This window comes from Bacillus sp. N3378-2at (assembly GCF_033412715.1).
In the GTDB taxonomy this organism is placed as follows: Bacteria; Bacillota; Bacilli; order Bacillales; family Bacillaceae; genus Bacillus; species Bacillus subtilis.
Genome location: NZ_CP117986.1, coordinates 335,253 through 350,071, shown reverse-complemented (window position 1 = coordinate 350,071; position 14,819 = coordinate 335,253). Strand labels below are relative to the sequence as shown.

At 42.3% G+C, this 14,819-nt stretch carries 15 protein-coding genes; 1 reads left to right on the top strand and 14 read right to left on the bottom strand.

What is annotated here, in order from left to right; all coding sequences use genetic code 11:
• The first annotated feature begins 5 nt into the window (after positions 1-5).
• Positions 6-950 (top strand): 4-hydroxy-3-methylbut-2-enyl diphosphate reductase, encoded by a 945-nt coding sequence (locus tag PUN35_RS01855; protein WP_014477361.1) that lies wholly within the window; start codon positions 6-8, stop codon positions 948-950.
• 22 nt (positions 951-972) lie between these two features.
• Here PUN35_RS01855 and PUN35_RS01850 read toward each other — a convergent pair whose 3' ends face one another.
• The 14 genes from PUN35_RS01850 to PUN35_RS01785 form a co-directional block, all read right to left on the bottom strand.
• Positions 973-2,094: a Nif3-like dinuclear metal center hexameric protein gene (locus tag PUN35_RS01850; protein WP_014480285.1), complete on the bottom strand. Its 1,122-nt coding sequence runs from the start codon at positions 2,092-2,094 to the stop codon at positions 973-975.
• On the bottom strand, positions 2,087-2,737 hold the full coding sequence (trmK, locus tag PUN35_RS01845) for a tRNA (adenine(22)-N(1))-methyltransferase TrmK (protein WP_014480286.1): 651 nt from the start codon (positions 2,735-2,737) through the stop codon (positions 2,087-2,089). The genes PUN35_RS01850 and trmK overlap by 8 nt, the downstream gene beginning before the upstream one ends.
• 256 nt (positions 2,738-2,993) lie before the next feature.
• Positions 2,994-3,356 (bottom strand): cytochrome c550, encoded by a 363-nt coding sequence (cccA, locus tag PUN35_RS01840; protein WP_014480287.1) that lies wholly within the window; start codon positions 3,354-3,356, stop codon positions 2,994-2,996.
• Between the two features lie 328 nt (positions 3,357-3,684).
• On the bottom strand, positions 3,685-4,800 hold the full coding sequence (gene rpoD, locus PUN35_RS01835) for an RNA polymerase sigma factor RpoD (RefSeq protein WP_014480289.1): 1,116 nt from the start codon (positions 4,798-4,800) through the stop codon (positions 3,685-3,687).
• Positions 4,801-4,998: 198 nt separating this feature from the next.
• A complete protein-coding gene (dnaG, locus tag PUN35_RS01830; RefSeq protein WP_014480290.1) occupies positions 4,999-6,810 on the bottom strand; it encodes a DNA primase in 1,812 nt (603 codons plus the stop codon).
• A 33-nt stretch (positions 6,811-6,843) separates the two neighbouring features.
• The gene (locus PUN35_RS01825; RefSeq protein ID WP_003230065.1) at positions 6,844-7,338 is read right to left on the bottom strand and encodes a YaiI/YqxD family protein; all 495 of its coding nucleotides are present in this window, start codon (positions 7,336-7,338) and stop codon (positions 6,844-6,846) included.
• A gap of 253 nt (positions 7,339-7,591) precedes the next feature.
• Complete coding sequence (locus PUN35_RS01820) at positions 7,592-8,404, bottom strand: pyruvate, water dikinase regulatory protein (RefSeq protein WP_003230064.1); 813 nt, start codon at positions 8,402-8,404, stop codon at positions 7,592-7,594.
• Between the two features lie 25 nt (positions 8,405-8,429).
• Positions 8,430-9,068 carry a transcriptional regulator CcpN gene (gene ccpN, locus PUN35_RS01815; protein ID WP_003237058.1) on the bottom strand — a complete coding sequence of 213 codons (639 nt, stop codon included), beginning with the start codon at positions 9,066-9,068 and terminating at the stop codon, positions 8,430-8,432.
• Positions 9,069-9,200: 132 nt separating this feature from the next.
• Positions 9,201-11,240 carry a glycine--tRNA ligase subunit beta gene (gene glyS / locus PUN35_RS01810; RefSeq protein ID WP_014480291.1) on the bottom strand — a complete coding sequence of 680 codons (2,040 nt, stop codon included), beginning with the start codon at positions 11,238-11,240 and terminating at the stop codon, positions 9,201-9,203.
• On the bottom strand, positions 11,233-12,120 hold the full coding sequence (gene glyQ / locus PUN35_RS01805) for a glycine--tRNA ligase subunit alpha (RefSeq protein WP_003226213.1): 888 nt from the start codon (positions 12,118-12,120) through the stop codon (positions 11,233-11,235). The genes glyS and glyQ overlap by 8 nt, the downstream gene beginning before the upstream one ends.
• A 296-nt stretch (positions 12,121-12,416) precedes the next feature.
• Positions 12,417-13,184 (bottom strand): DNA repair protein RecO, encoded by a 768-nt coding sequence (gene recO / locus PUN35_RS01800; RefSeq protein ID WP_014480292.1) that lies wholly within the window; start codon positions 13,182-13,184, stop codon positions 12,417-12,419.
• A 36-nt stretch (positions 13,185-13,220) separates the two neighbouring features.
• Positions 13,221-13,364 (bottom strand): YqzL family protein, encoded by a 144-nt coding sequence (locus PUN35_RS01795; protein ID WP_003230053.1) that lies wholly within the window; start codon positions 13,362-13,364, stop codon positions 13,221-13,223.
• Between the two features lie 147 nt (positions 13,365-13,511).
• Entirely contained in the window at positions 13,512-14,417 is a 906-nt protein-coding gene (gene era / locus PUN35_RS01790) for a GTPase Era (protein WP_003230051.1), read from the bottom strand.
• On the bottom strand, positions 14,398-14,808 hold the full coding sequence (locus PUN35_RS01785; RefSeq protein ID WP_014480293.1) for a cytidine deaminase: 411 nt from the start codon (positions 14,806-14,808) through the stop codon (positions 14,398-14,400). The genes era and PUN35_RS01785 overlap by 20 nt, the downstream gene beginning before the upstream one ends.
• Positions 14,809-14,819: the final 11 nt, after the last annotated feature.

The window sequence follows — 14,819 nt, the reverse complement described above, 5'->3', positions numbered from 1 at the left end:
CGAAAATGGACGTAATTAAAATTTCACCGCGCGGCTATTGCTATGGTGTTGTTGATGCTATGGTCATTGCCAAAAATGCGTCACTAGATAAAAGCTTGCCAAGACCCATCTATATACTCGGGATGATTGTTCATAATAAACACGTCACTGATGCGTTTGAAGAGGAAGGGATTTTTACATTGGACGGCTCTAACCGTCTGGACATCTTAAAGCAGGTTGACAAAGGAACTGTCATTTTCACTGCGCACGGTGTTTCTCCCGAAGTCAGAAGAATCGCAGAAGAAAAAGGGTTAGTCGCAATTGATGCTACATGTCCGGATGTGACGAAAACTCATAATCTAATCTTAGAGATGAAAGAAAAAGGATATCACGTGATCTATATCGGCAAAAAAGGGCATCCAGAGCCTGAGGGAGCCGTTGGCGTAGCGCCGGAGATCGTTCACTTAGTCGAAACAGAAGAAGATGTAAAGAACCTTGATATCCAAGCAGAGAAGTTAATCGTGACGAATCAAACAACAATGTCTCAATGGGATGTTCACGACATTATGGAGCTTGTCAAAGAAAAATATCCTCATGTCGAATATCACCAAGAGATTTGCCTCGCTACTCAAGTGCGGCAGGAAGCTGTATCAGAGCAGGCAAAAAAAGCGGACTTAACAATCGTTGTCGGAGACCCGAAAAGCAACAATTCAAATAGGCTTGCTCAAGTGTCAGAGGAAATAGCCGGGACAAAAGCATACCGGATCGGCGACTTAAGCGAATTGAAGCTCGAATGGCTGAAAGGCGTTAATACCGTTGCAGTTACAGCGGGAGCTTCAACACCGACGCCGATCACAAAAGAAGTCATTCGCTTTTTAGAGCAGTTTGATCACGAAGATCCATCAACTTGGACAACTGAACATAATATACCGCTCAAAAAAATACTTCCAAAAGTAAAAGCAAAAAACTGAGGCTGTAAAAGCCTCAGTTTTTTTATAGAAATGTAAATGGATTTGTATCTGTTTCAGAAACAAAGATATTCACGTCAAACTTTTTATCGTTACACATTGATGTCAGTTTTCTCGTGACGCCTTCTTTCATGATTTTTTCTGCGTAATGGCCCGGATCAACCACATTTAGGCCAAGCATCATCGCATCATGGGCCACATGGAAGTATAAATCTCCTGTGACGTAAACATCGGCTCCCTTTCGTTTTGCATGATGAATATACTTGTTTCCATCTCCGCCAAGAACAGCTACCTTTTTCACCATGCTGTCAGCATCCCCCACCATTCTGACACCATTGACGTCAAGCTTGTCTTTCACAAATAAAGCGAATTCCTTGAGCGTCATCTCAGTTTTAAGGGTTCCGACACGGCCGAGCCCTTTTTCGGCGGGAGTCTGTTCGACAGGATAGATATCGTAAGCGACTTCTTCATATGGATGGCTTTTTATCATTGCGTTGATAACAGCTTTTTCGATGCTTTTAGGAAATACAGTCTCAAGTCTTACTTCATGAACAAGCTCAAGCTCTCCCACTTCACCGATAAAAGGCTTAGCTCCGTCCAATGGCTTAAAGCTGCCGATTCCTTCAGATGAAAACGCGCAATGGCTGTATTCACCGATATGGCCGGCCCCCGCATTTCCAACCGCGGCTCTGACCTGCTCTTCATATTCCTTCGGCACGTAAACTGCCAGCTTTTTCAGAGGATCCGTATAAGTAGGTGCCAGCACTTCCGTCTCACTCAGCTCTAATGCTTCAGCAAGCAAATCATTCACGCCGCCGTCCGCAACGTCTAAATTTGTATGAGCTGCATAAACAGCAATATCATGCTTCAAACACTTTTCAATTAACCTTCCGGCAGGCTGATCTGTTGAAATATGCTTTAGCGGCCGGAAAATAGGAGGATGGTGTGCAATAATCAAGTCAACCTCTTTTTCAATCGCTTCATCGATAACGCTCTCTAACACATCAAGTGTAACCATCACATTTTTAATTGGTTTGTTTAAAGTGCCGATTTGCAGGCCGATTTTATCTCCTTCAACCGCATAGGCTTTCGGAGAAAATTGTTCAAACAGCTGGATGATCTGCTGCCCATTTACACTTTTATCCATGATCGATTACCTCCTTTAACAGCTCCATTCGATCGGAGAGCTCCTTTAATTTTTGTTTGTTTTGCTCTGTATCCGCCGCTTGGCTGATCTGTTCATAAATGCTTTGAGTGTGCTGAAGCTCTTGTGTCCACTTTTTCAAAAAGACAGCATTTTTTTCTTTTGCCAAGAAAGGGCCGACGAGCATCCCGGCTGATAAAGAAATACCGTCATAAGCCGCATCCCTGTCTCCCGCTTCTGCTACCAGCACCTCATAGCACTTTCCGTCCTCTTCAAGGATTACCTCATCTATCAGCGCATATCCTTCTTTATAAAGCCATTCCCTGATATGAACAGCATGAATATTCGGCTGTAAAATGAGCCGTTCCTTCCCCGTTAATTTGTCTTTGCCCGCTTCTAAAATGTGAGCGATCAAAGCCCCGCCCATTCCGGCAATCGTAATGGCATCAGCTTCACCTTTTTTAATCACTTCCAGTCCGTCTCCCTGCCTTACAGAAATGTGCGAGTTTAAGCCTGATTTTTCAACCTGCCGCTTTGCAGACAAAAATGGGCCGTCTGTTATTTCTCCGGCAATCGCCCCGCTGGCTTTATGATTCAGCACCGCATAACAAGGAAGGTATGCGTGATCAGAGCCGATATCGGCCATCACCGCTCCATTCGGTATGTACTCCGCTACTGTTTGCAATCGTTTAGATAATTTTAATTCGTTCACTTGTCATCACAACTTTTCTCAATCATTTTTTCCTTTACTATCATATAAAAAATCAGCCCGGAATCCAAGCTGAAGCAAATGATTTTGAGATTATTTCTTTTGATGCGGGTCTACACGCGGCAGTCAAAAATAAAAGGCTGTCGAGAACATCTCGGCGGCCTGTGAATGTATAAAGAGAAAAATGGTTTTTTTATTTAATTTTTGATACCCACTCTGCCATATCATCCAGCTTATCGGCCGGAACAAGACCGGAAGGCATTCCATTACCGCCTTTTTCGATCTTTGTTTTAATTTCAGCGACATCTTTCTTATCCCCTACACCCTTTAAGCTCGGACCCGAAACGCCTTCATAATTTTCACCGTGGCATGCGATGCAGTTTGCCTTGTAAATTTCTTCTGGTGAAGCGTTTGCATCTTTCTTTTCAGCAGATTTGCTTTCTCCTCCGCTTGCAATCTCCCGAGAGTCATCAAGTCCTTTTACTGATAAAAAGAAAGTTAGACCAATTCCTAAAACAGCGATCATCAAAAATGGAATAAGCGGGTTCCATTTCATTTCCCTTCCCCCTTTTTGATCCTTCCCCCTATGTAAACACTTCTAATTCTAACTTATTTTCACAAAAAGTAAATGGATTGCTATACAAAAGTTTTTTATTCACACTTTATACAAAATTGAATAGAAACATGCCTAAATCTCTAATATCCTTTTTATTCTATTGTATAATGTATTGTATACGCTTACAATAAAAAATATGGAATTAGATTTTGAAATTTTTCACCACAATGTTCATTTGCAAATGACATCATTTTTCAGTAAAATAAAGGCATATTATCCATATATCTTTTTAAAAAAAGAAGAACGGATCTTCAAGACCCGTTCCATCTTATTCGAGGAAATCTTTCAAACGTTTACTTCTGCTAGGATGTCTTAGTTTCCGCAACGCTTTGGCTTCGATTTGTCGAATACGCTCTCTCGTTACTCCAAATACTTTGCCGACCTCTTCTAATGTTCTTGTACGGCCGTCATCAAGACCGAATCGAAGACGCAATACATTTTCTTCACGATCAGTTAACGTATCAAGCACATCTTCCAGCTGCTCTTTCAATAGCTCGTATGCGGCGTGGTCAGAAGGTGAAGTTGCTTCTTGGTCTTCAATGAAATCACCAAGGTGCGAGTCATCCTCTTCACCGATCGGTGTTTCCAGAGATACCGGCTCTTGAGCAATCTTTAAGATTTCGCGTACTTTTTCAGGCGTTAAATCCATATCTTCCGCAATTTCTTCAGGTGTTGGTTCTCTGCCTAAGTCTTGCAGTAATTGACGCTGCACACGGATTAATTTATTAATGGTTTCAACCATATGAACGGGAATCCGGATCGTTCTCGCCTGATCGGCAATGGCACGTGTAATCGCCTGTCTGATCCACCACGTAGCATACGTACTGAATTTATAACCTTTGCGATAATCAAATTTTTCAACGGCTTTCATCAGACCCATGTTTCCTTCCTGGATCAGATCAAGGAACAGCATACCGCGTCCGACATACCGTTTTGCGATACTGACAACAAGCCGCAGGTTCGCTTCAGCCAATCTGCGTTTAGATTCTTCGTCACCTTCTTCAATCTTTTTAGCGTAGGCGATTTCTTCTTTTGCAGAAAGAAGGTTAACCCGACCAATTTCCTTTAAATACATACGAACTGGGTCATTGATTTTAACGCCAGGCGGTACACTTAGGTCATTAAGGTCAAATTCTTCTTCGGCTTTGGCAAGCTGCTGAATATTAGGATCTTCTGTTTCTTCATTCTCACTAATTAATTCAACACCTTGTTCACCTAAAAATTCATAATACTCATCCATTTGGTCTGATTCAATTTCAAAGCTGGACATACGCTCAGCAATTTCTTCATATGTCAAAACGCCACGTTTTTTACCAGACTCTGTTAATTGCTCTTTTACTTGGTCGAATGTTAATTCTGTCTCGTGGGTTTGTTTATCAGCCATTATGGATCCCTCCTTCCAAAGCTTGCAACGAATTCTATAAGCGGTATGATTCTTATTCGGTCCATTCAGGCGTTTTCTATGTGAACTGCCTTTAACAATGTGCGAATAATGAAATGACAATTCATGATGAGGTTAAGCGATCTATTTGCTCCTCCGCAAGGAATCATTGCCAATAAATGCTCCTCATCATTTCTCCAGTTATTTTAAAGATCGGTTCAATGTAACGATTTCTTGAGCCAGAGAAGCAGCTCTTAAAAAATCTTTTTGCCTTTCGGCTTCGGCTCTTTCCGCCTCTTTTTCTTTTATCATTGACCAATTTCTTTGATTCAACACTTTTTTTACATAATCTGATAACTCGGCTTCACTAAGCTCTTGATTAACCTGAAGCATTAATATATCAGACAAGAGCTGGCTTATATGATCATCCGTCACCCTGGCCATCAGATGCTGAGGCGTCAGCTCGGCTCCCTCTTCATAAAAAGCATAAAGATAGGCGGCTAATGCCCGGTGCTCATCAATATTAAATTGAAACCCTACCCGGTCAATCACTTTTTTGATGACGCTCCGATCTCGAAGCATGTGAGCGAGTAGCAGCCTTTCTGCATTTTCATACGCCGGACGCAAACGTTTTTGCCTTGCTTTTGTTGTCAGATGCGCTCGCCGCGTTTTTGTTTCACCGCTATTGTCAGCAGGTTTGTTTTGCTTGCTGAAAACAGACAGCTGCTCAGTTAAAGACTCCTGTGAAAGCGAAAACTCTGAAGCAAGCTGCTTTACATAGACTTCCTGCTCTAGAGACCCTGAAAGCGTGCTGATTTCTTTCAGTACGTCTTTAATGTAAGCTAGTCGGTCGCCTTCATCGGACAGGTTCTTTCCTTTTCGGAAATATTGCATTTTGAACGCCATTACGGTGACACTGGCGTCAATAATGTCGTTTTTAAATTTTTCCCCGCCGAATTTTTTGATGTAATCATCAGGGTCCAATCCGTCAGGAATCATTGCAACTCTGACTTTGCAGCCTTTTTTTTGCAGAAGCTCCGAAGCTTTTAAGGTGGCTTCATAACCGGCTTTATCAGAGTCATAGCAAAGAATGATTTCTTCGACGTTTCTTCTCAAGATCTTGACATGATCATCTGTAAGAGACGTTCCCATCGTGGCTATGCTTTCTTTTACACCCGAGCTTACGGCCGATATGACATCAGCAAACCCTTCAAATAAGACTGCTCTTTCCTGCTTTCTGATATGAAGGCGGGCCTTATAAAAATTGTAAAGCAGTTTACTTTTATGAAAGAGCGGGGTTTCAGGACTGTTCATATACTTAGGCTGCTGGCTGCCAAGAGCCCTGCCTGAGAAAGCAACAACAGCCCCGTGATGATCATGGATCGGAAACATGACACGGTTTCTGAAGCGGTCGAAATATCCGCTTCCGTCTTCGCGTCTGATCAGGAGACCCGCTTTTTCCATTTGTGCCTCACTAAATCCCCTCTTTACAAGGAATTTCGTAATAAAGTCCCAAGAATCAAGAGCATAGCCAATCTGAAATTCATCAATCAGCTCTTTCGTAAAGCCCCTAGAAAGCAGATAATCCAGTGCCTCTTGACCTTCTTTTGTATTTATTAACAAATGATGGTAAAATTTCTTCAGGAGCTCATGTGCCTCAGCCATTTTTTGTTCTCCAGAAGACTCTGGCCGGGCTCCGGAATGGACTGTTATATCATCTGGAAAATCAATTTGGTATTTGTCAGCAAGGTGAGAAACCGACTCGGCAAAAGAATAGCCTTCCATCTGCCTTAAAAAAGAGAAAACATTGCCGCCCGCTCCGCAGCCAAAGCAATGAAAAATCTGTTTGTCGGGCGATACGGAAAACGAAGGTGTGCTTTCTCCATGAAAAGGACAGAGTCCAAAGTAGTTTCGGCCTTGCTTCTTTAATTGAACATAATCACCTATGACTTCAACGATATCTGCCGACTTTTGCACCTGATCCACAATTTCATCTGGTATCCGATTTCCCATCTTATAACACTCCGTCGTACATTATTCGATGCTTTAGTGCAAAATCCCTTCATCGTTCGACAGGATTTTTTGCAGCAGTGTAATAAATCGTTCTCGATCTTCTTTATTCAATTTTTTAGGCCCTTTGGCATATACGCCTTTTCTTCTTTGTTTGCCGGAAAAATGACGGCCCTCTAGGGCAAAATCAATCGTGTCTTCTTTGTAAAGACGACCTCTTTCCGACATAACGGAGACATTTCTGTTCAACAGCAGAGATGCTAATCCGATGTCCTGCGTCACAACAATATCTCCCGGTTTCACGTGATTTGCGATATATAAATCAGCAGCTTCTTTATGAGGATCAACATACTTCCATTTTTCTTCATTGCTTCTGGAAAGCTGATAATGTTCAAATGAAGCGACAAAAAGAACTTGAACTTCATACTCGGATGCTGTTTGTAAAATTTCATCTTTTACCGGACAAGCATCAGCATCGACAAAAATCGTCTTTTCTTGTTCATTAAGAAGAGTAATTCTCCATCCCTCCATTAAACTCCTGCATAAAAGCAAGCAAAATCGCACATCCTTTATTATTGTGGATGTATATGAATTTGTCGAAAAATTTCCGGGAGAAATTCTTGACATCTTACCCATAATAGTTTATTCGTATCACACGATCCTTAAACCTAAAATTAATCATTTTATCACAATTTTTTATTATAATACAAACTTCACAAAGATGCTATTGTTTTTCATTATTCCCTTTTCGCACAGCCAAAAACCCAGGATAGAGCGTCCTGAGTTATATGTTTTTTGTTTTGAGATGATGGATAATATTTGCTGTTTCCTCAACCGCTTTATTTGAAACATCAACAACTTGGCAGCCGATCCGATCCACAATCTTTTCGAAATACTCGAGTTCCTCTTTGATTCTGTTGATATTTGCATAAATCGCTTTATCATTAAGCCCGAGTGATTTTAAGCGTTCTTTTCTGATATGATTCAGTTTATCAGGGCTAATCTTTAAACCGATGCATTTTTTCGGATCAACGTTAAAGAGTTCTTCCGGCGGATCAACCTCCGGTACAATCGGAACATTGGCAACCTTCAGGCGTTTGTGTGCGAGATATTGAGACAGCGGTGTTTTAGACGTTCTTGACACGCCGATCAAAACGATATCAGCTTTTAAAATCCCTCTTGGATCACGTCCATCATCGTATTTAACTGCAAACTCGATGGCCTCCACTTTTTTGAAATAATCTTCATCAAGCTGGCGCACCCGCCCCGGTTCATATTTCGCTGTTAAACCGTAGGCTGTTTCCATTTTATCAATCAACGGGCCGATAATATCATAATATAAAACATTTGCTTTTTCCGCTTCGGCTATCAAATATTCTCTGATTTCCGGCACCACGAGTGTAAAACAGATAATGCCGCCGTCTGCCTTTGCAAGTGAAATCACTTCATTGATAGTGCCTATATCTTCAACATAAGGAATTCTTCTTACATGAGTATCATCCGCCGATCCGTTAAATTGGCTGAGTGCTGCTTTTACTACCAATTCAGCCGTTTCACCGACGGAATCCGATACAACATAGATGATGCGGTTATTCATATTATCCCCCCGTTAGTTTGCAATCTTATAAGATTTCATTTTCAGATAAACTGACAAGTATTTTTGTCATATTTGTTTTTGTCACTCTGCCGATCACTTCAAAGCCTTTATCGGTGTCTTTGATGACAGGCAGTGCATCAATTTGTTTTTCTATTAAGTGCTTTGCAATGTCCATCACATAATCCTCGCGTCTGCACACCGTAATGTTCGGCATCCTTGTCATGATGATGTGAACAGGGACCGATGTAAGCTCCTGCTGGCCAATGCTCGCTCTGAGCAAGTCTTTTCGTGAAAGCACCCCGACTAAAACAGCATCGCGGTCCACCACAAACAGAGTACCTACATCTTCTAAAAACATGGTGCAAATCGCATCGTACACAGAAACGTTTTCGTGAATCACTACGGGGATAGATTGAAAGTCTTTCACCTGAAGCTTTTTGAGTTTATCTGCCAAAAGCTGTGTGCCGGTTTTTCCCGTATAGAAATAACCGACTCTCGGGCGCGCCTCGAGGAATCCTGACATGGTGAGTATGGCTAAATCCGGGCGCAATGTCGCCCTGGTTAGGTTCAGCTTTTCTGCAATATGCTCCCCTGTAATCGGCCCGTTTTCTTTTACAATCTGCAAAATATGTTCTTGCCGTTTATTTAGTTCGATCGTACTCACCACCTTTTCAGTTCATAGCTATGTAAAGAAATAATAATCCATATTATAACGTAAATATCTTGTAATCAAACAAAAAACTTATAAATGGGGAAAAGACGATTACCGATCACACAGCAACCGCCTTTTCTCTCTTTATTTTACAATAAGGGCATTCATATTCGCAAAGGACTTGATCTCATCCGCCAAGCTTACCATTTGCGCTAAACGATTTGCCTTTAATGACTCATTATCCGCTATAACCATTGTATGATCGAAGTAAGCATCGATCGGTTCTTTTAAGGCTGCAAGTGAAGCAAGCGCCGCCTCATAATCTTTTTTGCTGAAGTTTTCCTGCAGATTTTGCTTCGCTGTTTGGTAGGCATCAAACAGTTTTGCTTCGTATTCATTTTCAAACAGATCAGGCTGAATGTCTCCGCGGACTCCTTTTTTGCTGATAGAGATCACTCGGCCTAACGCTTCGGCTGTTTCCTTAAAGCCAGGTGCACCAAGCTTTTGCTCCAGTACTTGTGCTTTATGCAGCGCAGAGTACGGCTCAAGCTCAGAGCTTTCCAGCACGGCGTCAATGACATCATGTCTGATTTGTTCAGCATTCAAGACATATTTCAAGCGCTGAGTGAAGAAATCCAGCAGTTCAATTTCTTTATCGGTTTGTACGAAAGTAAGCAGCTCTTCAAATGAAATTCCCCAGTTGCGGTCAAGAAGAATCGCAACAATACCGCTTGCTTGGCGGCGCAGTCCGTAAGGGTCCTGGGAACCGGTCGGAATTACGCCGATAGAGAAGAATGAAGCGATTGTGTCAAGCTTATCCGCCATTGCTACAACAGCTCCGGTGAAAGTAGAAGGCGTTTCTCCGCCCGCTGATCTAGGCATATAATGTTCATTAACTGCCGCAGCCACAGCTTCATCTTCGCCAAGCATTCTCGCATACTTTTCGCCCATAATTCCTTGAAGTTCAGGGAATTCATATATCATATGCGTCACAAGGTCGAATTTAGAAATTTCAGCAGCCCGCTTCACATGTTTTAATGTATCTTCATCAGCCTGAAGACGAACGGCAAGTTTCTCTGCGATTGATGTGACTCTTCTAACCTTATCAGCAAGAGAACCAAGCTCTTCATGGAAAACGATATTTTCAAGCTTCTTCACATTTGCATCAATGTTTAGTTTCTGATCTTCCTTGTAGAAGAATGAAGCATCAGATAAACGTGCGCGCAGCACTTTTTCATTGCCTCGGGCCACATTTTCAATCGCGTGGCTGTTGCCGTTTCGGACTGTGATAAAGTGAGGCAGCAGGTCACCGTTTTTGTCTTTGACAGGGAAGTAGCGCTGATGCTCTTTCATTGTCGTGACAAGCACTTCTTCAGGAATTGACAGAAACTCCGATTCAAATGAACCGTAAAGAGCTGTCGGGTATTCTACTAAATGATTCACTTCATCAAGAAGGTCTTCGTCAACTGGAATGCTCCAATTGTTTTCAGCAGCCATTGCTTCCAGCTGAGATTGAATCATTTGCTTTCGGACGCTAGGATCAGCAATAACATGCTGTTCTTTCAGCTGCTCTTCATAAGCTGAAGGTGATTCAATTGACACTTCATGTCCGAGGAAACGATGTCCCTGTGTTGTCCGTCCAGACTCAACGTTTGTGATCGAAAATGGAATGACATCCTGTCCAAATAATGCGACAATCCATTTGATCGGTCGGATATAACGCAAATCTTCATTTCCCCAGCGCATGTTTTTCGGGAAATGCAAGCTTGTAATTAAACCGCTCAATTCTGGCAGAAGCGACTTCGTTTCTTGGCCGGCTTGGAATTTTTGCACGAATACATACTCTATGCCTTTTACTTCTTTGATGTACAGGTCTTCCACATTCGCGCCTTGGCCTTTTGAAAAGCCGATTGCCGCTTTTGTCCAGTTCCCGTCCGCATCAAGGGCAATTTTTTTCGCAGGTCCTTTTGCTTCTTCTTTTATATCATCCTGCTTTTCTGCGACACCCTTAACGAACACAGCAAGACGTCTCGGTGTATTGAAGAGTTTCACTTCACCGTGAGTAATATTTTTTTCTTTAAGCCAGCCTGTCAGCTTGTCGCCAAGCTGAACCATGCTTTCATTCAAAAAGCGCGCCGGCATTTCCTCTAATCCGATCTCTAAAAGTAAATCCTGTTTACTCATGAGAAGAACCCTCCCCTTTAAGCATTGGGAACCCTAGTTTTTCTCGTTCCTCATAATAGGTTTTTGCTACTTTTCTAGCTAAATTCCGCACTCTTGCGATATAGCCCGTCCGCTCGGTAACAGAGATCGCACCTTTGGCGTCAAGCAGATTGAAGGTGTGCGAGCATTTCAGCACATAGTCATACGCTGGATGAACAAGTCCGTTATCCATTTGCTTGATCGCTTCTTTTTCATATGTGCTGAACAATTGGAACAACATATCGACGTCTGATGTTTCAAACGTATAAACAGAATGCTCATATTCAGCCATCATGAATAAATCTTTTACTGTAAACCCTGACGTCCATTCCAAGTCAAACACGTTTTCTTTATCCTGGATATAAGACGCGAGACGCTCTATTCCATACGTAATCTCTACAGAAACGGGTTTACACTCTAATCCCCCGACCTGCTGGAAATACGTAAATTGTGTTATTTCCATTCCGTCAAGCCAAACTTCCCAGCCTAGACCCGCGCAGCCTAAAGACGGATTCTCCCAGTTGTCTTCAACAAAGCGAATATCGTGCTCAAGCGGATCAATTCCAAGAGCACGCAAGGAATCTAAATACAGTTCTTGAATGTTATCAGGAGACGGTTTAATAATGACCTGGAACTGATGATGCTGATACAGTCTGTTCGGGTTCTCCCCGTAGCGGCCGTCTGCAGGACGTCTGGAAGGCTCTACATAAGCCACTTTCCACGGCTCAGGGCCGATACTGCGCAAAAATGTATACGGGCTCATCGTGCCGGCTCCTTTTTCTACATCGTAAGCCTGCATAAGCACACAGCCCTGACTGGACCAATGCTTTTGCAAGGTTAGAATCATGTCTTGAATATTCATTTCAAGCACCTCCACTTTTCTTTCATAAGTTGACTGCGGCAGCAACCAAAAAACTCCCGTCTCTATGCTTGCCAGCCGCAAACATAGGGACGAGAGTTCTCCCGCGGTTCCACCCTAGTTGCTGAGAACAAAATCCCAGCCTCTTTTTTAAAATTGCTCAAGAATGCCTTTCGTTGCGTGCTCATCCTTAGCTTACACCGCCCTAAGGTCGCTTTCATGAGGTAAACGCAAGTACTTCTTTCTCTCACTGCAACATATTTTATAATAAATGATCATATAAAAAGATGGACCAAATGTCAACTTTTGTTTTCACCCATAAGATGTTTCATGCTTTCCATTTGATCTAAAAAGCGCTTTGATTTTAAATACAATCCCGAATATTCTTCGTAATATAAATCAATCACTTGCTTTAATTCAGCTTTTGTTTCCTCTTTTAAGGACACATTGCCGAGCCTCGACAGATCAAAATAGTAAAAGAGTCTTAACAGCCTTGCCGTTTGCGGTTTGAGCGGTATCCTGTAAGGATCTTTTTCAAAACAGCGGTGGCATATAAAACCATTATCACGAACAGAGAAATGAAAGGTTCCGTCTTGGCTCTTACAATGTACACAATGATTCAGCTCAGGATACAGGCCCATGACACCGAGCATCTTCATTTGAACAATGAAGGTGATAACATCCGGATCTGTTCCTTCATTCAGCTGTTTTAATGATTCTAATATGAATTCAAATAAATAAGGATTTGGCTTTTTTTCTTCTGTGCCTCTGTCGACTAACTCAGCAATATAGGCAGCATATGCTGTTAAAAACAAGTCTTCCCTGATGCCTCTCATGCTGAGGATCATTTCCCCCTGCTGAAGCGTTCCGAGGCCCGATGTTTTTTGCATTAAGAAAGAACCATACAAAAAGGGCTGGCTGACTGCTGATAAACGGCTGTTCGGTTTTTTGGCGCCTCGTGCCATAACACCTATTTTTCCGTGTTCTCTTGTCAGTAAAGTTACGATTTTATTCGTCTCTCCGTAATCATTTGTGCGAAGAACGATTCCTTCACATTTTGTCAGCATTTCCGCACCTTCCTCAAGCAGGAGCGGCCAAGAGGTTTATAAAATTGGATAATCAAATCGGGCTAGCTCATCTTCTAGTTCTTCGGGTCTTTCCATGTTCTCTTTTTCCAGTTCTTTAAAAAGAAGATACGTATCAACATTTCCTGTTTGAGAAAATACGTTCCAGGTAAAATTCAACACAAGAAACCCACCTTTCTGTAGTTAAACTAGCTTACCTAAACTCCAAATTCTTACCTTTATCTTGACCAGATGTCCTCCATTTCATGTTAAACAAAATTTGCTAATGTATCCCTGTTCATGTGAGATAATGACACACACAGCAAGAGATTAATATTCGTCCTCTTTAAAGCCAAAATCGCGAAGCTGGGACATTTTATTACGCCAGTCTTTCTGCACTTTCACCCACAATTCAAGGTAGACACGGGAGCCCAACAGTGCTTCAATATCCGCTCTCGCTCTTTTTCCAACCTCTTTTAGAAGGCTTCCTTTTTTACCGATCACGATGCCTTTCTGGGAATCCCGCTCGACCACAATCGTTGCCGCTACGTGCACAGAACCGTTGTCCTGCCCTTTGATGGATTCGATGGCCACCGCAATGCTGTGCGGGATTTCTTCTCTCGTCAAATGCAGCACCTTTTCCCTGATTAATTCAGAAATGATAAATCGTTCAGGGTGGTCAGTTACCTGGTCACTCGGATAGAATTGCGGCCCTTCCGGCAAATACGCTTCAATCTGAGCGAGCAAGGTTTCGATGTTATTTCCTTCTAAAGCAGAAATCGGAACAATTTCCTTAAAAGGATAACGTTTGCGGTATTCGTCAATTAGCAGAAGCAATTGGTCGGGATGAATTTTATCGATTTTGTTTACGATTAAGAATACAGGCGTAGACATCGTCTGCAATTTCTCAATGATGAATTCGTCGCCCTTCCCGTAGCCTTCCTCAGCATTGATCATAAACAAGATCAAATCGACTTCTTTTAATGTATTTTGCGCCACTTTCATCATAAAGTCCCCAAGCTTATGCTTAGGTTTATGAATCCCTGGTGTGTCAATAAAAATGGTTTGTGATGTGCCTGTCGTCAGTACTCCTTGCACCTTGTTTCTCGTCGTTTGGGGCTTATCGCTCATGATCGCGATTTTTTGTCCAATGACTCTGTTCAAAAATGTAGATTTTCCTACGTTTGGTCTTCCAATAATGGATACAAATCCTGATTTAAAGCTTTCGTTCGTCATGTAAATCCTCCGATGAAAATGCGCCTGGCAATAAATCTTCCACAGTCATTTCTTTTATTTGTCCTTGTAAATTAGTTAGTACGACAATAACGTCTTTTGTGCAAAGCTCAGAAATCACCTGGCGGCAGGCTCCGCACGGAGATACCGGTCCAGGGGTGTCAGCCGCAACGGCCAGCATCTGAAACTCTGTATCCCCTTCAGAAACAGCTTTAAATAAAGCAGTACGCTCGGCGCAATTGCACATGCTGTATGCCGCGTTCTCAATGTTGCAGCCTCTGTACACTTTTCCATCCTTGGTAAGAAGAGCGGCTCCTACTTGGAATTTGGAATACGGCGTATATGCCATATCACGCGCTTTTAAAGCTTCTGTTATTAATTCTTGTCTGTTCATGTGTACATTCC